Origin of the sequence: Ensifer sp., assembly GCF_035999185.1 — a bacterium.
In the GTDB taxonomy this organism is placed as follows: Bacteria; Pseudomonadota; Alphaproteobacteria; order Rhizobiales; family Rhizobiaceae; genus Ensifer.
This window is the reverse complement of sequence record NZ_DASYHB010000142.1, coordinates 1-16,742: the sequence shown is the minus strand read 5'-3', so window position 1 is coordinate 16,742 and position 16,742 is coordinate 1. Positions and strand designations below refer to the sequence as shown.

Here is a 16,742-nt window from a genome sequence, read left to right as displayed (position 1 = left end):
TAGTCTGCTATCTGTCGTGCCAACTCCGATTTCTTGCATATTTCGCATAAGACCGGGCGTGGTATGACGGATTATCGCGGGTGCAACATGAATGGTCGCTGAACGGTGCCTTTATGTCCGGATTCGGAAATGCGACCATATGCATCGACCCTGGAAGGTGATCCATGAACATTACGCTGCTCGTACAGTTTCTCGCGCTTCTGGAGGAGATGAAGGCACGCGAGGAAATCATCCCTGAGTTCGAGCGTCTGCTCGATCGCTGCGGCTTCGACTTCTATGGCGTCGTCCGGCAACCCAAGCCGCATGACAATCCGCTGAGGCTGCTGCTCGCCGGTCGGTGGCCGGAAGGCTGGCCGCAGATCTACATCCGCAAGAAGTTCGTCGTCATCGATCCGACCATCCGCTACCTCGGCCATGCTCAGCGGGGTTTTCGCTGGCGCGACACGCTGTTTGCCTTCCGCTCGGACCCGCACCGCAAGCGCATGGAAAGCATGATGATCGAGGCCCGCAACCACGGTCTCTATGACGGCTATATCTTCCCGGTGCATGGCCGGCGTGGTCTCCTCGGCAACCTGACAGTCGGCGGCCGCGTCGTCGATTTGAGCCCGGTCGAGATCAGCCTTTTCGACGCGATCGCCAAGCGGCTGTTCTGGAAGCTTTTGGATCTGACCGATCCGGAAGTCTCGGCCGAGCTCGGCTCGCGTGTCGAGGTGCAGATGACGCGGCGCGAGATGGAAGCGCTCAATTATCTGGCTGACGGCATGACCTCCAACGACATCGGCAAGGTGCTCGACATTTCGAGCCACACCGTCGACTGGTACATGAACGGCATCCAGGAAAAGCTGAAGGCGAAGAACCGACACCACGTCGTGGCGATCGCCTTCCGGCTGGGTTTGATCTCCTGACGCAAAGGCATTTGGTTTCCTGTCGCATCTGAAATTGCGCTCTGCTCGGTGACTCGCTAATACTTTATTTCGCGGGTGCAGCATTTCCCGCAATATCAAGTCATTGAGGAGACCGACTTGCCTATCTCGAAGATCCTTGTTGCCAACCGTTCTGAAATTGCCATCCGCGTTTTTCGCGCTGCAAACGAACTCGGTCTGAAAACGGTCGCGATATGGGCGGAAGAGGATAAACTCGCGCTGCACCGCTTCAAGGCGGACGAAAGTTACCAGATCGGCCGCGGCCCGCACCTTGCCCGCGACCTCGGCCCGATCGAAAGCTACCTGTCGATCGAGGAGGTGATCCGCGTCGCCAAGCTTTCCGGCGCTGACGCCATCCATCCCGGCTACGGCCTGCTGTCGGAGAGCCCCGAGTTCGTCGATGCCTGTGACGCCGCCGGTATCACCTTCATCGGCCCGCGGCCGGCGACGATGCGCCAGCTCGGCAACAAGGTCGCTGCGCGCAACCTCGCCATCTCCGTCGGCGTACCGGTGGTTCCAGCCACCGATCCGCTGCCTGATGACGAAAAGGAAATCCATCGCCTTGCCGGCGAGATCGGCTATCCGGTCATGCTGAAGGCCTCCTGGGGCGGCGGCGGCCGTGGCATGCGCGCCATCCGCGACCCGAAGGACCTGATCCGCGAGGTGACCGAAGCCAAGCGTGAGGCCAAGGCCGCCTTCGGCAAGGACGAAGTCTATCTCGAAAAGCTCGTCGAGCGCGCCCGCCACGTCGAAAGCCAGATCCTTGGCGATACGCATGGCAATGTCGTGCACCTCTTCGAGCGCGACTGCTCCATCCAGCGCCGCAACCAGAAGGTCGTCGAGCGCGCGCCCGCGCCCTACCTGTCCGATGCGCAGCGCCAGGAACTGGCGAACTATTCGCTGAAAATCGCCGCGGCGACCAACTACATCGGTGCCGGCACCGTCGAGTATCTGATGGACGTCGACAGCGGCAAGTTCTACTTCATCGAGGTGAATCCGCGCATCCAGGTCGAGCACACCGTCACCGAAGTGGTGACCGGCATCGACATCGTCAAGGCGCAGATCCATATCCTCGATGGCGAGGCGATCGGCACGCCGGCATCGGGCGTTCCGAAGCAGGAAGACATCCGTCTGAATGGCCACGCGCTGCAGTGCCGCATCACCACCGAAGACCCGGAACAGAACTTCATTCCCGACTATGGCCGCATCACCGGCTATCGCTCGGCCGCCGGCTTCGGCATTCGTCTTGATGGCGGCACGGCCTATACCGGCGCCTACATCACGCGTTACTACGACCCGCTGCTGGTCAAGGTCACGGCCTCCGGCAGCACGCCGGCCGAAGCCATCAGCCGCATGGACCGGGCTCTGCGCGAATTCCGCATCCGCGGCGTAGCGACGAACCTGACCTTCCTCGAGGCGATCATCGGCCACGAGCAGTTCCGCAACAACACCTACACGACCCGCTTCATCGACACGACGCCGGAACTCTTCCAGCAGGTGCGCCGCCAGGACCGCGCGACGAAGCTTTTGACCTATCTCGCCGACGTCACCGTCAACGGTCACCCGGAAACGAAGGGCCGCCCGCGGCCGGCCGCCGATGCGGCCAAGCCGTTGGTGCCCTTCATTGAGGGAGAAATCCCCGCCGGCACCAAGCAGAAGCTCGATGAACTCGGCCCGAAGAAGTTCGCCGAATGGGTGCGCGACCAGAACCAGGTGTTCCTGACCGACACGACGATGCGCGACGGCCACCAGTCGCTGCTGGCCACCCGCATGCGCACGCATGACATCGCCCGCGTCGCCGGCACCTATGCCCGCGCCTTGCCGCAGCTGTTCTCGCTCGAATGCTGGGGTGGCGCGACCTTCGACGTTTCCATGCGCTTCCTCACCGAAGATCCGTGGGATCGTCTCGCCCGTATTCGCGAGGATGCGCCGAACCTGCTCCTGCAGATGCTGCTTCGCGGCGCCAATGGCGTTGGCTACAAGAACTACCCTGATAATGTCGTCAAATACTTCGTCCGCCAGGCGGCCAAGGGCGGCATCGACGTTTTCCGCGTCTTCGACTGCCTCAACTGGGTCGACAACATGCGCGTGTCGATGGAGGCCGTTGCCGAGGAAAACCGCATCTGCGAGGCGGCGATCTGCTACACCGGCGACATCCTGAATTCGGCCCGCCCGAAGTATGATCTGAAGTACTATACGGCCCTTGCCGCCGAGCTTGAAAAGGCCGGCGCCCACATGATCGCCGTCAAGGACATGGCGGGGCTCCTCAAGCCAGCGGCCGCGCGGGTGCTGTTCAAGGCGCTGCGCGAGGCGACGGACCTGCCGATCCACTTCCACACCCACGACACCTCGGGCATTGCGGCTGCGACCGTACTTGCCGCGGTCGAGAGCGGTGTCGACGTGGTCGATGCGGCGATGGATGCGCTGTCGGGCAACACCTCGCAGCCGTGCCTCGGATCGATCGTCGAGGCGCTGAAGGGCTCGGACCGCGATCCGGGCCTCGACCCGGAATGGATCCGCCGCATCTCGTTCTACTGGGAAGCGGTGCGTCACCAGTACGCCGCCTTCGAAAGCGACCTCAAGGGACCGGCCTCCGAAGTCTACCTGCACGAAATGCCGGGCGGCCAGTTCACCAACCTCAAGGAGCAGGCGCGTTCGCTTGGGCTCGAAACCAAGTGGCACCGCGTGGCCCAGGCCTATGCCGACGCCAACCAGATGTTCGGCGACATCGTCAAGGTGACGCCGTCGTCCAAGGTCGTCGGCGACATGGCGCTGATGATGGTTTCCCAGGACCTGACCGTCGCCGATGTCGAGAACCCGGCCAAGGACATTGCCTTCCCGGATTCGGTCGTCTCGATGCTGAAGGGCGATCTCGGTCAGCCCCCTGGCGGCTGGCCTGAAGCGCTGCAGAAGAAGGCGCTGAAGGGCGAAAAGGCCTATACCGCGGTTCCGGGCTCGCTGCTGGCGCCGGCCGATCTCGAGGCCGAACGCAAGGCCATCGAGGACAAGCTCGAGCGCAAGGTCGACGACTTCGAGTTCGCTTCCTACCTGATGTACCCGAAGGTGTTCACCGACTATGCGGTCGCCGCCGATACCTACGGCCCGGTCAGCGTTCTGCCGACGCCGGCCTATTTCTACGGCCTTGCACCGGGCGAGGAACTGCAGCCGGAGATCGAGAAGGGTAAGTCGCTCGTCATCCTGCACCAGGCCAAGAGCGAGCCGGACGAGAAGGGCATGGTCAAGGTGTTCTTCGAACTCAACGGCCAGCCGCGCCTGATCAAGGTGCCGGACCGCAACCGCAGTGCGACCAGCGCCGTGCGCCGCAAGGCCGAGGGTGGCAATGCCGCCCATCTCGGCGCGCCGATGCCGGGCGTCATCTCGACCGTCGCCGTCAATGCCGGCCAGGCGGTCAAGGCCGGCGACGTGCTGCTCTCGATCGAGGCGATGAAGATGGAAACGGCGCTGCACGCCGAAAAGGACGGCACGATCGCCGAAGTGCTGGTGCGTGCCGGCGACCAGATCGATGCCAAGGATCTGCTGATCGTTTACGAAGCCTGAGGGTTTTCGCTCCTTTAAGCAGAAACGGCCGGGCAAAAGCCCGGCCGTTTCTCGTTTTGTGGGGCTCTCCTTAAGTGGCCAGTCCCGCCAATCCCCCCGTCATCCTCGGGCTTGACCCGAGGATCCATTCACGGGCCGCGGCTCGTGAAGCAGTCTCCGAGAGCCTGACACCTCAGGCAGGTGCTTGCGCTTGGATCCTCGGGTCAAGCCCGAGGATGACGTCTGAGAGGGAGTTCGACCTCTCCTGCTACCTCGGTGTCGGAGAGAATCAGTCGTACACGCTCAAATCTCGTAGTCGTGCGGGGCACTCAGCGACGCGATGAACTTCTTGGTGCGTTCGCGCTCGGGTGCCGAAAAGATCGTTTTCGGGGCACCGCTCTCGACGATGAGACCGCCGTCGAGGAAGATCACCTTGTCGGCGACGCGCGAGGCGAGGCGAAGATTGTGGGTCGCCATCACCATCGTCGTGCCTTCGCGGGCAAGCCGGCTCAGCACTTCGACCACTTCCTCGGCCAGTTCCGGGTCGAGTGCCGAAGTGGGCTCGTCGCAAAGCAGCACGCGCGGCGAGGGGGCAAGCGCCCGGGCGATCGCCACGCGCTGCTGTTGTCCGCCTGAAAGCGTCGCCGGCCAGGCGTCGGCCTTGTGCGCCATGCCGACCTTTTCCAGGAGTTCCATGGCACGTGCCCTGGCCTTGTCGGCCGGCCATTTCAGCACGGTAACGAGACCTTCCATGACATTGCCGAGCGCTGTTTGGTGCGGGAACAGCTGGAAATTTTGGAACACCATGCCGGTCTGCCGGCGCAGCCGCTGGACGGTCGCCCAGCCGACCCGGCTCCCGGGCCAGAACTGCACCTGTTCGCTGCCGAGTTTGATCGAGCCTGAGGTCGGGATCTCCAGAAGGTTGATGCAGCGCAAAAGCGTGCTCTTGCCGCCGCCGGACGGGCCGACAAGCGCCGTCACCGTGCCCTCGGCGAGCGAGACCGAGATGTCCTTCAGCACGAGATTGTCGCCGAAGCGTTTTTCGATGTGGGAGAGCTCGATCATGTGCGTGCCTCCAGGAAGCCGCCATAGCGGGCGAAGCGTCGCTCCAGCCTGACCTGCAGGGCCGATAGCACGGAGCTCATGGCAAGGTAGATCAGCGCCGCCAGGATGTAGAGGATCAGGGGTTCATAGGTGGTCGCGACGATGCGTTGCGCCGTCTGAAACATCTCCGGCACGGTGATGGCGGCGGCAAGCGAGGTGTCCTTGACCAGCGAGATGAAGGTGTTCGAGAGCGGCGGCACGGCGACGCGGGCCGCTTGCGGCAGGATGGTGCGGCGCATCGCCTGGCTCCAGCTCATGCCGATCGAATAGGCGGCTTCCCATTGTCCACGCGGCACCGAGGAGATCACTGCGCGAATGATCTCGGACGTATAGGCGCCGACGTTCAGCGAGAAGCCGATGAGGGCGGCGGTGAAGGCATCGAGCAGGATATTGGCGCTCGGCAGGCCGTAGAAGATCACGAAGAGCTGGACGAGAAGCGGCGTGCCGCGGATCACCCAGACGTAGAACCTGGCGATCGCGACGACCGGCGCCGGCCCGAACAGGCGGGCAACGGCAGTGACGAGCCCGAGCATCAGGCCGAAGGTGAACGAAAGCAGCGTCAGCGGGATGGTGAAGGTGAGGCCGGCCCAGAGCAGGGACGGCAGCGATTCCAGCATGAGGGGGAGCCAGTGGAGCCAGGTGGGCAAGGGGCGGGCCTTTCAAAAAGCGCGATCCGCCCCGGGGACCGGAACGGATCGCTTTTCATAGCCGAGAATGGCCGGTGGTAAAACCGGCCGGTTGCTGGAGTTACTTCGAGACGTCGGCGCCGAAGTACTTCTGCGAGATCTTGTCGTAGGTGCCGTCGGCCTTGATGTCGACGAGCGCCTTGTTGACCGCTTCCAAGAGTTCCGGCTCGCCCTTGCGGATGATGATGCCGGAGAAGTCGGCGTCGGCCTGCTCGGCGGCGATCTTCACCGGTGCGTCGGGCTTCTTCTTCTTGAAGTCGAGGAAGGAGAGGCTGTCGTTGATCGTCGCATCGGCGCGGCCGGTGAGCACGAGCTGGATCGACTGGTCGAAGCCGTCGGTGCCGACGAGTTCGGCGCCCGAAGCGGTCGCGAGCTTGCCGAAGTTGCTGGTCAGCGACTGAGCCGCGTTCTTGCCCTTGAGATCGGCGAAGCCCTTGATCTCCTCGTTGTCGCTCTTGACGATCAGCACGGCCTTGGAGGCGATATAGGGCTCGGAGAAGTCGTACTTCTTCTTGCGCTCTTCGGTGATGCCGACCTGGTTGATGACCGTGTCGTAGCGGTTGGCGTCGAGGCCGGCGATCAGGCCGTCCCACTTGCCTTCGAGGAACTCCGCCTTGACGCCGAGCTTTTCGGCGACGGCCTGACCGATCTCGACGTCGAAGCCGACGAGCGCGCCAGAGGCATCATGGTAGGTGAAGGGTGCGTAGGTGCCCTCGGTGCCGATCTTGAGCACGCCTGCGGTTTTGATCGCATTGAGGTTCTCGCCGGCCTGCGCGGAGGAAAGGGCGGCAACCTGCATCAGAGCAGCGGCAAACAGCGTGGGGAGGAGTTTCATCGTGATTTTCCATCTTCTTTCTGGCCCGGCCCGTCGTCCGGATTGAGCGGACAATCGCATAAAAAAACGGCGATCTGAGCGTATAAAACACCAATTCCCGACCGTTTTGATGAAGAATTTTCTTCGAAATGGCGCGAGCCGCGCGCAAAAGGCTCGGTTCGCGGATTTTCTGGTCCGTTGCAATTGGGCTGGTTTTCGCGACTTGAAATCGGTTTCAAAATTCGATATGCACATTTTAAGCGATTCATGCACGTTTATGCACGGTTGGAACAATGTCGGGTGAACTCCTGCTCCGTGAGCGAAAGACGCTTATCCAGGAACGGCTGAAGGCCAATGGCCGGGTGCTGGCTGTCGACCTGGCGGCTGAACTCAATGTCTCTGAAGACACCATTCGCCGCGACCTCAGGGAAATGGCGGCCGCGGGGCTCTGCGAGCGCGTCTATGGCGGGGCGCTTCCGGTCGTTCCTGCGGCGCGTAGCAGTTTGAGCGAGCGGGTGGCGATGGCACCCGAGCGCAAGGCGGCGCTCGCGCGCGCCGCGGCTGAGCTTATCAAGCCGGGCATGACCGTGTTTCTCGACGCCGGCTCCACCAACCTTGCGATCGCGCATCTGATCGAGCCGGACCTGCAGGTCACGGTCATTACCAACACGCCGCTGATTGCCGCGGCCCTCATGGAGAAACCGGGTGTCGAGCTCATCTTGCTTGGCGGCCCACTGAACCGCGCGGTCGGCGCGGCGATCAGTGCGCGGGCGCAGCGCGATGCAGAACTGCTCCGCCCTGATCTCTGCTTTCTCGGCGCCTGCGGCGCCGACGCTGCGGCAGGCCTGACGGCGATCTATTTCGAGGACGCGGAGTTCAAGCGGCTGATTGCCGAGAGAAGCCGGCGTCTCGTCGTCGCCATCACCAGCGACAAGCTCGGGACCGCGGCCACCTACACGATCGCCAGCATCGACGACAAGGCGACGCTAGTGCTCGAAGCGGATGCACCGGCTGAACAGCGCGCGGCGCTTAAGGCGACAGGCGCGGGTATTTTGATGGCAGGAGGGCCTGAGCGATGACGATTACCCATGTGGCACTGTGGACCCGCGACCTCGAAGCGATTGCCGGGTTTTGGTCGTCCTTCTTCGGTGCAGAGGTTGGCGACGTCTATGAAAGCCGGCGGCGGCCGGGCTTCCGCTCGCGCTTCCTGACGCTTGGTGAGGGGCCGGCGATCGAGATCATGCAAGGCCCCTGGGTCGCTGCGGGCGATCCGGCGGAAGAGCGGGTAGGCCTTGCCCATGTCGCACTGTCGCTCGGCAGCGAGAAGGCGGTCGATGCCATGGCCGCGCGCGCCGAGGCCGACGGCATATTGATCGCAAAGCCGCGCTTTACCGGTGACGGCTTCTACGAAGCGGTCCTTCGCGACCCCGACGGCAATCTGATCGAAATCACTGTTTGAGCCGGACGATCCGGCGCAGAGGCAAGACCATGGACCAACGTTCTCCCACCGCGACCGTCCGCCAGGGCTACATGACCCGCAACCGGCTGGCGGTTTCGCTGCTGTTTTTGATGAACGGCTTTGTTACCGGCAGCTGGGCACCGAAGATCCCCGAGTTCAAGGATCGGCTCGGCATCAGCGAAAGCGTGCTTGGCCTCTTGATCTTGATGTTCGGTATCGGCTCTCTGGTGCTGATGCCGATTGCCGGCGGCTATATCGCCCGCATCGGCTCACAGAAGGTCGTCAAGGTCACGGCGATCATCCTGTCGCCGCTGCTGCTGCTCCTGACGCTCGTGCCCAACGTCTGGACGGCGGCGATCGGCATGTTCGTGCTCGGTGGCTTCGTCGGCGCCATGGACATTGCGATGAACGCCAATGCGGTCGAGGTCGAAAAGTCGATGCGGCGTGCGATCATGTCGTCGTGCCACGCCTATTGGAGCCTCGGCGGCCTGATCGGCGCCGGCATCGGCGGTTTCCTGATGGCGCGCTTCGGTGTGCTGCCGCATGTGCTCGTCGTTACCGTGATCTGCCTATCGCTGATCGCCATCGCCTGGCCGATGATCCTTGCCGACAAGCCGCATCCGGCCGCTGCCAAGGAAAAGCTGCGCCTGCCGATGACGCCACTGCCCTGGCTGATCGGCATCATGGCGCTGTTTTCGATGGTGCCTGAAGGCACCGTGCTCGATTGGGGCGCGCTTTACCTGCGCAACGAACTCGGCGCTTCGGTGGAGCTCTCGGGCTTCGGCTTTGCCGCCTTCTCCGCCACCATGGCGACGATGCGTTTTGCCGGCGATCTCGTGCGCGACCGCTTCGGCGCCAAGCGGACCTTGCGCATCTGCACGGTCACAGCCCTTGTCGGCATGGTCATCGCCGGTACGGCGCCGAACGCCTATATCGCCATCCTCGGCTTTGCCATTGCCGGCATCGGCATCTCCAACATGGTGCCGATTGCATTCTCGGCCGCCGGCAACATGCCGGGCCTGCAGCCGGGCATCGGCCTGTCGGTCGCGACCTTCATGGGCTATTCGGGCATGCTGTTTGCACCGTCGGTGATCGGCTTTGTCGCCGAACATACGGGCTTTGCCATCGTCTTTGCCTCGGTGCCGGTGCTTTTCATCGTCGTGCTTCTCCTGTCGCACCACGCCCACCATGCGGATCACGCCAAGGGACACTGAGCCGCGAGCGCGCGCGTTTGCCCCTCATCCGGCCTGCCGGCCACCTTCTCTCCGCTTACGGGGAGAAGGAACCACGCCGCGGACTCCAGCCCTCTCGTATCCTCGGCGTATGTTGCGGGCAGAGCCAAGAGGGCTCGGCACGTCCCTTCTCCCCGGCTGCGGGGAGAAGATCGCGGCAGCGGGAGGAGGGGCTTTCGCACCAGAGGCCGCCATCAAATCGCCGTCAGGGCATGATGTCGCCGTTGACAATCAGGCTTTCCTCATCCACCTGATGGGCAAATAGCTTGGGCAAGTTGAGGAGAGTCAGTGCGGGTTCTGCCCGTATCCCCGCCCGGCTTAGTGACCACGAAGAGGCCTTCATGTCTTCCGCCTTCGATTTCGATCCGCAACCCCGCCGTGGCTCCGTCGCTGTCGATGTCGGCGGTGTGATCGTCGGGGGCGGGGCGCCGGTCGTGGTTCAGTCGATGACCAACACCGACACGGCCGATATCGATGGGACCGTTGCGCAGGTGGCAGCGTTGCACAAGGCCGGCTCGGAGCTGGTGCGCATCACGGTTGACCGTGACGAGAGTGCTGCCGCCGTGCCGAAGATCCGCGAGCGCCTCGAGCGCCTCGGCCTGGACGTGCCGCTCGTCGGCGACTTCCACTATATCGGCCACAAGCTGCTTGCTGACCATCCGGCCTGCGCCGAGGCGCTGGCAAAATACCGCATCAATCCGGGCAATGTCGGCTTCAAGGACAAGAAGGACAAGCAGTTCGCCGAGATCGTCGAGATGGCGATCCGCTACGACAAGCCGGTGCGCATCGGCGTCAACTGGGGTTCGCTCGACCAGGAGCTGCTGACGCGGCTGATGGACGAGAACAAGGCGAACGGTTTCCCGCTCACGGCCCAGGAAGTGACGCGCGAGACGATCGTGCAGTCGGCGCTGCTATCGGCGGAACTCGCCGAAGAGATCGGTCTGCCGCGCAACCGCATCATCCTCTCAGCCAAGGTTTCCGGCGTTCAGGACCTGATCGCGGTCTATGCCATGCTGTCGGCCCGCTCTGATCATGCGCTGCATCTCGGGCTTACCGAAGCCGGCATGGGTACCAAGGGCATCGTCGCTTCGTCGGCATCCCTCGGCATCCTGATGCAGCAGGGCATCGGCGATACGATCCGCATTTCGCTGACGCCGGAGCCCGGCGGCGACCGCACCCGCGAGGTGCAGGTGGCGCAGGAACTGCTGCAGGTCATGGGCTTCCGCCAGTTCATTCCGGTGGTGGCCGCCTGTCCGGGTTGCGGCCGCACCACGTCCACGGTGTTCCAGGAGCTCGCCCAGAAGATCCAGGACGACATCCGTCGCAACATGCCGGTCTGGCGCGAGAAGTATCCGGGTGTCGAAGGGCTGAAGGTCGCGGTCATGGGCTGCATCGTCAACGGCCCCGGCGAAAGCAAGCACGCCGATATCGGCATCTCGCTGCCCGGCACCGGCGAGATGCCGGCCGCTCCCGTCTTCATCGACGGCGAGAAGGCGATGACGCTGCGTGGGCCGAACATTGCCGGCGACTTCGAGACGCTGGTTTCCGATTACATCGAGAAGCGCTATGGCCGCGGCCAGGCGGCGGCCGAATAAGCGTTCCCCTCGCCGCAGATCCAAGGGTTGCGGACGGCGCTTTCGTGTGGAAGCGCCTCAGGTCTATAGACGCGCCGTCAGCAGTTTCAGCCCTGCAAAGGCGAAGAAACCGGCCATCAGGCTTTCGATCAGCCGCTTCGACTTGAGATAGGCGCGGTGCACAGGCGACAGCGAAAAGACGATCGCAAAGCCGCAGAAAATGATCAGACCCAGCACCATGCAGCCGCCGATGAAGGTGGCAGTGACGCCGACCGGTGCGCCCGCGGGCATGCCAAGCGAGACCAGCATGATCCAGTTGAAGATCGCCTTCGGGTTGGTCAGGTGGATGCCGAGCCCCTTGAGATAGAGCCGCTTGAGCGAAGTCTGCGCCTTCGCCACGGGCACGATCTTGGTGTTGTCGCTGCGCATGGCGGCGCGCAGCGCATTATAGGCCAGCCAGAAAAGATAACAGGCGCCAGCGATTTTCAGGACGATGAGGGCGTGGCCATAGGCGCGGATGAGCGCCGAGAGGCCCGATGCCGTCAGCATCGCCCAGGTATAGCTTCCGGTCAAAACGCCAAAGGCAAGCGCAAGCCCTGCCTTTCGTCCCTCGCTGACTGAGGTGGTGATGATCGCGAGGATCGCCGGCCCGGGCGAGGCGGTTCCGATCAGATAGGCTGTCCAGGCGACGAGAAGCTGCGGCAGATAGGGCGTCGGGTCGAACATGCGAGAAAGGCTCCGGCTCTGTCGCCGGAAGCTAGATCAGTTCATCGCCGGTTCGAAACGGCGAATTGTGACCGTGACAAGATACTCAGAGGATCTCGTCGAGCGCTTCGATCAGCCGGGCACACTCGTGATCGGTGCCGATGGTGATGCGCAGGAATTCGGAAATGCGGGGCTTAGCGAAGTGGCGCACCAGAACGGCGCGTTCGCGCAGCGCCTTCATGAGGTGGTCGCCCGCGTGATCGGGGTGGCGTGCGAATACGAAATTGGCGCCGGATGGCAGGACCTCGAAGCCCCGCTTGGCCAGATCCACCGTGAGCCGCTCGCGCGACGCGATGATTTTTGCCCGTGTCTGCTCGAACCAGGCTTCGTCTTCCATCGCCGCGATGGCGCCGGCCTGTGCCGGACGGCCGAGCGGATAGGAGTTGAAGCTGTCCTTCACCCGCTCCAGCGCCTCGATCAGCGGCCGCTGACCGATGGCAAAGCCGACGCGCAGGCCCGCGAGCGCACGCGACTTGGAGAAGGTCTGGACGACGAGCAGGTTTTCGTATTTCGAAACCAGTTCAGCCGCCGACTGGCCGCCGAAGTCTATGTAGGCCTCGTCGATGACGACGGGCTGATCCGGGTGGGCGGCGACCAGCCGTTCGATTGCCGCGAGCGGCAGGCCGATGCCGGTCGGCGCATTCGGGTTCGGCAGGATGATCGCGCCGCAGGGCCGGTTGTAGCCGGCAAGATCGATCTCGAAGCGATCGTTGAGCGACACCTCGACCGTGTCGATCTCGAAGAGCCGGGCGTAGGTCGAGTAGAAGCTGTAGGAGATATCCGGGTAGAGCAGCGGCGCGTCGTGTTTCAACAGGCCCGCGAAGATATGCGCGAGCACCTCGTCGGAACCGTTGCCGACGAAAATTTCCTCGGCCGTCACGCCGTAGCGCGCCGCGATCGTCTGCCGGAGTTTCAGTGCCAACGGGTCGGGATAAAGCCTCAGGTCGTCGCTCGCTGCCGCGCGGATTGCGTCCAGCACCTTCTGCGAAGGGCCGTAAGGGCATTCGTTGGTGTTGAGCTTCACCAGGTTGGCGATGCGCGGCTGTTCGCCCGGCACGTAGGGCTTCAGCGTGGAGACGATCGGCGACCAGTATTTGCTCACGGGGTCAGTTCCTGCGGTTGGCGACGAAGCGGGCGGTATCAACGAGAATAGCAGAGCGTTCGCCATAGGGGGCAAGCAGCGCTTCGGCTTCAGCCACGAGTTGCTCCAGCCGTTGCTCGGCCCAGGCCTGGCCGTGCAGGGCCACCAGTGTGCCCTTGCCGCGGGCGGCGTCCTTGCCGGTCGCCTTGCCCATTGTCTTGGCATCGGCGGTGAGGTCGAGAAGATCGTCGGCGAGCTGGAAGGCAAGGCCGATCTTTTCGCCGAAGGCGCGAAGCCGTGCGCGGTCCTCTTTCGAGGCATCGGCGACGATGGCGCCGCCTTCGCAGGCGAAGCGGATGAGCGCGCCTGTTTTCATCGCCTGCAACGTGACAATGCCGGCCTCATCGGGCGCGGTCTTTTCCGCGGCCAGATCGAGCGCCTGTCCGCCCGCCATGCCGCCGTGACCGGCGGCGCGTCCGAGCGCCAGGATCAAATCCACCTTCTGCGCGTCCGTCAGCGATGTGGAGGGTGCCGCGATGATGTCGAAGGCGAAGGTCAGGAGGCTGTCGCCGGCAAGGATCGCCGTTGCCTCGTCAAAAGCCTTGTGCACGGTCGGCTGGCCACGGCGCATGTCGTCGTCGTCCATCGCTGGCAGGTCGTCGTGAACAAGCGAGTAGCAGTGCACGCATTCGAGCGCTGCGCCGACGCGCAGCGCCGCGTCGGCGTTGCCGCCGAGAAGATCGGCGCATTCGATCACCAGGAAGGGACGCAGCCGCTTGCCGCCGTTCAGGACCCCATGACGCATCGCGGCCATGAGGTTGGCCGGCCGATCAATCTCGTCCGCCTCCCTCGTCGCGCCGAGCAGACGCTCGAGCAGAGCTTCGACGGCGCGGGCGTTGTTGGCAAGGCGACGGGTGAAAGACGATGGTTCCTGGCTCATGCGCGCTCTTTGGCATGGGCGAAGAGGGCTTTCAACGGGGATTCGTGTCGCAGCGGCGCGCTTTCTCTGGGACAGGCGCCTGCGCGCCTTGCCTTTTGCCAGAAAGCCCGTTCAACTCTGCCGGCCCATGCACTAAGAGAACGGGATGGATAGTGAGGTGGACAGTCAGGCCGTGAACGTCGTTCCGGAAGCGCGCGAGGAGGGCGAAGTGCCTTCCAGTCGCTGGTCTTCGCTTCGCCGGACATTGCGCACGCGCCGCCGCCAGATCATCCTGGCCGTTCTCGGCTTCCTCGTCCTTCCCTACGCACTGATCGTTCTTTATCTCGTCGAGTTCATTCATCCGGTCTCGACGCTGATGCTGCGCGACCTCGTCCTCTTTCGCGGCTACGACCGGCAATGGGTCGAGTTCGACGATATAGCACCTGTTCTGGTGCAGTCGGTGATGATGTCGGAGGACGGCCAGTTCTGCGCCCATGACGGCGTCGACTGGGGGCAGATGCGCGGCGTGGTCGAGGACGCGCTCGAAGGGGAATCGACCCGCGGCGCCAGCACAATCCCGATGCAGACCGTCAAGAACCTCTACCTCTGGAACGGCCGTTCGTTCCTGCGCAAGGGCATGGAACTGCCGCTGGCGGTCGCCGCCGATTTCGTCTGGAGCAAGAGGCGGATGATGGAGATCTACCTGAACATCGCCGAATGGGGCGACGGGATCTACGGCATCGAGGCGGCGGCTCGTCATCATTTCGGCATTTCCGCCGCCAAGCTGTCGCGCCGGCAGGCGGCGCTGCTGGCGGTATCGCTGCCCAATCCGAAGGAGCGCAACGCCGGCAAACCCGGCCGTGGGCTCAAGCGTCTCGCGAATTTGATCGAGCGCCGCGCCAGCCGTTCCGGCGGTTACATCACCTGCCTTTATGATTGAGATCAGAGCTTTTCATTGGAAGCTGCTGCCGGCGGGTGTCATCCTCACGTAGTAGAGTTCTGCCATCCGGGCCCTCTCTCCAGTCGAAAGGCCCGATTTTCCATGACGCCGATATCGCCATCGCTTCTCGCCTTTGGCCGCAGCGCCAACCAAGCTCCGCCACGACATCTCGGGACGCGCTTCACCGCGGATGGTCGTTTCCTGCACGAGCCGGGCAACACGGTCGTTTCCCACGTCTGCGCCGGATCATCCTCGGAGGCGGCGCTGCTCGCAGTGCGCGAGCGCCTGATGGCAATGCCGGAGGCCGGGCAATTCGCCTTTACCCATCCGTCCAGCCTGCACATGACGGTCTTTCAGGGCATTATCGAGCATCGCCGCAGGCTACGCTACTGGCCGGAGGACATGCCGCGCGACACGCCGATCGACGTCATGACCGAGCATTATCGCCTGGCGCTCAAGGATTTTGCGCCGCTCGACGGCTTCAGGATGCGCATCACAGATGTCACGCCGACTGGCCTTGCACTTGAAGGCGACAGCGCCGAAGACCGGTTATGCCTGATGCGTTGGCGCGACGCCTTCGCCGAAGTCTTCGGCTATCGTCACCCCGATCACGACGACTGCGAATTCCACATCACCTTTGCCTATGCGGCCGACTGGCTGGACGAGGCGGCCTTGCCGCGCTGGCAGGCGATGCTGGACGAGCAGTTGAACTTCCTCAAGGAGCATACGTCGGTGATCGAGCTCGATCCTCCAGCTTTCTGCGCCTTCGAGGACATGAACCACTTCGAGGAACTGATCGTTTTCTCGAACAGACCTGAAACCAAGGAAAACAGATGACCGGACTTACGCTTTATGTCGGCAACAAGAATTATTCGTCCTGGTCGATGCGGCCGTGGATCGCGATGACGGCCGCTGGCATCGAATTTACGGACGTGGTCATCCCGTTCGATTTTGCGGCCGGCAATCCCGAGATTCGGGCAATCTCGCCGACCGGAAAGGTGCCTTTGCTGCGCCATGGCGATTCCCTCGTCTGGGAATCGCTGGCGATCATCGAATACGTGGCCGAGCTCAATCCGGATGCGGGGCTCTGGCCCGCTGAGCGAGAGGCGCGTGCCCGGGCGCGCAGCTATTCGATGGAGATGCTCTCAGGCTTCCGGGCGCTGCGCGGCGCCTGCCCGATGAATATCCGCCGGCAGAAGCAGGCCCTCGATGTGGCCGGGGACGTCCGCGCCGACGTTGCCCGTATCGAGCAGATCTGGAAGGAAGCGCTAGCCCGTTCCGGTGGCCCGTTCCTCTTCGGCGCCTTCAGCGCGGCCGATGCGATGTACGCACCTGTGGTCAACCGCTTCGACGTCTACGATCTCGTTGCGGATCAGGAGACCCTCGGTTACATGGAGCGGGTGAAAGCGCACCCTGCTTTCCTGAAATGGGAAGAAGCCGCCCGCGCGGAGCCCTGGGTCGTTGTCGAAGACGAGGTCTGAAACGGCCGAGTCGAAAATTTGCGGCTGGGGACTGGTCAAACGGGAGTTGGCCATGTATAAGCGCGCCAAATTTCCGTGATTAACATCTGTTTTACACGGCCATTTCGGCTGCTGAACAGTGTTTGCCCGATAAGTGGAGAATGAAATGGCTGTACCTAAAAGAAAAACGAGCCCGTCCAAGCGTGGCATGCGCCGTTCGGCTGACGCTCTGAAGACCCCGACCTACG

16 protein-coding genes are annotated in these 16,742 nt (G+C 63.3%); 10 read left to right on the top strand and 6 right to left on the bottom strand.

Translation table 11 applies throughout. The features are described 5' to 3' along the window. Positions 1-164: 164 nt before the first annotated feature. Together VGO04_RS18715 and pyc are read left to right on the top strand one after the other, a co-directional pair. Entirely contained in the window at positions 165-905 is a 741-nt protein-coding gene (locus VGO04_RS18715; protein ID WP_327497477.1) for a helix-turn-helix transcriptional regulator, read from the top strand. A gap of 117 nt (positions 906-1,022) precedes the next feature. Then, positions 1,023-4,481, top strand: a complete 3,459-nt coding sequence (gene pyc, locus VGO04_RS18710; RefSeq protein ID WP_327497476.1) for a pyruvate carboxylase — start codon at positions 1,023-1,025, stop codon at positions 4,479-4,481. Between the two features lie 282 nt (positions 4,482-4,763). Here the strand turns inward: pyc and VGO04_RS18705 are convergent, their stop codons facing one another. The 3 genes from VGO04_RS18705 to VGO04_RS18695 all read right to left on the bottom strand — a co-directional run bounded on the left by VGO04_RS18705 (position 4,764) and on the right by VGO04_RS18695 (position 7,085). Next, complete coding sequence (locus VGO04_RS18705) at positions 4,764-5,525, bottom strand: amino acid ABC transporter ATP-binding protein (RefSeq protein WP_327497475.1); 762 nt, start codon at positions 5,523-5,525, stop codon at positions 4,764-4,766. After that, positions 5,522-6,181 carry an amino acid ABC transporter permease gene (locus tag VGO04_RS18700; RefSeq protein ID WP_327497474.1) on the bottom strand — a complete coding sequence of 220 codons (660 nt, stop codon included), beginning with the start codon at positions 6,179-6,181 and terminating at the stop codon, positions 5,522-5,524. Before VGO04_RS18700 ends, VGO04_RS18705 begins: the two co-directional genes overlap by 4 nt. Positions 6,182-6,311: 130 nt before the next feature. Further along, a complete protein-coding gene (locus tag VGO04_RS18695) occupies positions 6,312-7,085 on the bottom strand; it encodes an amino acid ABC transporter substrate-binding protein (RefSeq protein ID WP_327497473.1) in 774 nt (257 codons plus the stop codon). A 272-nt stretch (positions 7,086-7,357) separates the two neighbouring features. Between VGO04_RS18695 and VGO04_RS18690 the strand changes: the two genes are divergently transcribed. The 4 genes from VGO04_RS18690 (at position 7,358) to ispG (ending at position 11,350) form a co-directional block, all read left to right on the top strand. After that, complete coding sequence (locus tag VGO04_RS18690; protein ID WP_327497472.1) at positions 7,358-8,143, top strand: DeoR/GlpR family DNA-binding transcription regulator; 786 nt, start codon at positions 7,358-7,360, stop codon at positions 8,141-8,143. Further along, entirely contained in the window at positions 8,140-8,523 is a 384-nt protein-coding gene (locus VGO04_RS18685; protein ID WP_327497471.1) for a VOC family protein, read from the top strand. The genes VGO04_RS18690 and VGO04_RS18685 overlap by 4 nt, the downstream gene beginning before the upstream one ends. Before the next feature lie 29 nt (positions 8,524-8,552). Beyond that, positions 8,553-9,737, top strand: coding sequence for an MFS transporter (locus VGO04_RS18680; protein ID WP_327497470.1), 1,185 nt, complete (start codon positions 8,553-8,555; stop codon positions 9,735-9,737). Positions 9,738-10,096: 359 nt separating this feature from the next. Beyond that, the gene (gene ispG, locus VGO04_RS18675; protein ID WP_043622224.1) at positions 10,097-11,350 is read left to right on the top strand and encodes a flavodoxin-dependent (E)-4-hydroxy-3-methylbut-2-enyl-diphosphate synthase; all 1,254 of its coding nucleotides are present in this window, start codon (positions 10,097-10,099) and stop codon (positions 11,348-11,350) included. Between the two features lie 63 nt (positions 11,351-11,413). Here ispG and VGO04_RS18670 read toward each other — a convergent pair whose 3' ends face one another. The 3 genes from VGO04_RS18670 to VGO04_RS18660 form a co-directional block, all read right to left on the bottom strand. Then, entirely contained in the window at positions 11,414-12,055 is a 642-nt protein-coding gene (locus tag VGO04_RS18670; protein WP_327497469.1) for a LysE family translocator, read from the bottom strand. 85 nt (positions 12,056-12,140) lie between these two features. Further along, the gene (gene hisC / locus VGO04_RS18665; protein ID WP_327497468.1) at positions 12,141-13,196 is read right to left on the bottom strand and encodes a histidinol-phosphate transaminase; all 1,056 of its coding nucleotides are present in this window, start codon (positions 13,194-13,196) and stop codon (positions 12,141-12,143) included. Positions 13,197-13,200: 4 nt separating this feature from the next. After that, entirely contained in the window at positions 13,201-14,115 is a 915-nt protein-coding gene (locus VGO04_RS18660) for a farnesyl diphosphate synthase (protein WP_327497467.1), read from the bottom strand. Positions 14,116-14,260: 145 nt separating this feature from the next. Here VGO04_RS18660 and mtgA point away from each other — a divergent pair, with 145 nt between their 5' ends. From mtgA to rpmF, 4 genes are all read left to right on the top strand, one after another. Then, on the top strand, positions 14,261-15,034 hold the full coding sequence (gene mtgA / locus VGO04_RS18655; protein WP_414650567.1) for a monofunctional biosynthetic peptidoglycan transglycosylase: 774 nt from the start codon (positions 14,261-14,263) through the stop codon (positions 15,032-15,034). 102 nt (positions 15,035-15,136) lie between these two features. After that, on the top strand, positions 15,137-15,871 hold the full coding sequence (locus tag VGO04_RS18650; RefSeq protein ID WP_327497466.1) for a DUF1868 domain-containing protein: 735 nt from the start codon (positions 15,137-15,139) through the stop codon (positions 15,869-15,871). Next, positions 15,868-16,515 carry a glutathione S-transferase family protein gene (locus tag VGO04_RS18645; RefSeq protein ID WP_327497465.1) on the top strand — a complete coding sequence of 216 codons (648 nt, stop codon included), beginning with the start codon at positions 15,868-15,870 and terminating at the stop codon, positions 16,513-16,515. Before VGO04_RS18650 ends, VGO04_RS18645 begins: the two co-directional genes overlap by 4 nt. Positions 16,516-16,660: 145 nt before the next feature. Further along, positions 16,661-16,742: 50S ribosomal protein L32 (gene rpmF, locus VGO04_RS18640; RefSeq protein ID WP_327497478.1), on the top strand; the 82-nt coding region annotated here is incomplete at its 3' end.

Bases quoted from the DNA above. Each gene is read 5' to 3' on its own strand.
- VGO04_RS18695 (WP_327497473.1), bottom strand. From the start codon at position 7,085: ATGAAACTCCTCCCCACGCTGTTTGCCGCTGCTCTGATGCAGGTTGCC.
- VGO04_RS18645 (WP_327497465.1), top strand. From the start codon at position 15,868: ATGACCGGACTTACGCTTTATGTCGGCAACAAGAATTATTCGTCCTGG.
- VGO04_RS18660 (WP_327497467.1), bottom strand. From the start codon at position 14,115: ATGAGCCAGGAACCATCGTCTTTCACCCGTCGCCTTGCCAACAACGCC.
- VGO04_RS18705 (WP_327497475.1), bottom strand. From the start codon at position 5,525: ATGATCGAGCTCTCCCACATCGAAAAACGCTTCGGCGACAATCTCGTG.
- VGO04_RS18680 (WP_327497470.1), top strand. From the start codon at position 8,553: ATGGACCAACGTTCTCCCACCGCGACCGTCCGCCAGGGCTACATGACC.
- VGO04_RS18690 (WP_327497472.1), top strand. From the start codon at position 7,358: ATGTCGGGTGAACTCCTGCTCCGTGAGCGAAAGACGCTTATCCAGGAA.
- ispG (WP_043622224.1), top strand. From the start codon at position 10,097: ATGTCTTCCGCCTTCGATTTCGATCCGCAACCCCGCCGTGGCTCCGTC.
- VGO04_RS18685 (WP_327497471.1), top strand. From the start codon at position 8,140: ATGACGATTACCCATGTGGCACTGTGGACCCGCGACCTCGAAGCGATT.
- VGO04_RS18650 (WP_327497466.1), top strand. From the start codon at position 15,137: ATGACGCCGATATCGCCATCGCTTCTCGCCTTTGGCCGCAGCGCCAAC.
- VGO04_RS18700 (WP_327497474.1), bottom strand. From the start codon at position 6,181: ATGCTGGAATCGCTGCCGTCCCTGCTCTGGGCCGGCCTCACCTTCACC.
- VGO04_RS18715 (WP_327497477.1), top strand. From the start codon at position 165: ATGAACATTACGCTGCTCGTACAGTTTCTCGCGCTTCTGGAGGAGATG.
- mtgA (WP_414650567.1), top strand. From the start codon at position 14,261: ATGGATAGTGAGGTGGACAGTCAGGCCGTGAACGTCGTTCCGGAAGCG.
- VGO04_RS18670 (WP_327497469.1), bottom strand. From the start codon at position 12,055: ATGTTCGACCCGACGCCCTATCTGCCGCAGCTTCTCGTCGCCTGGACA.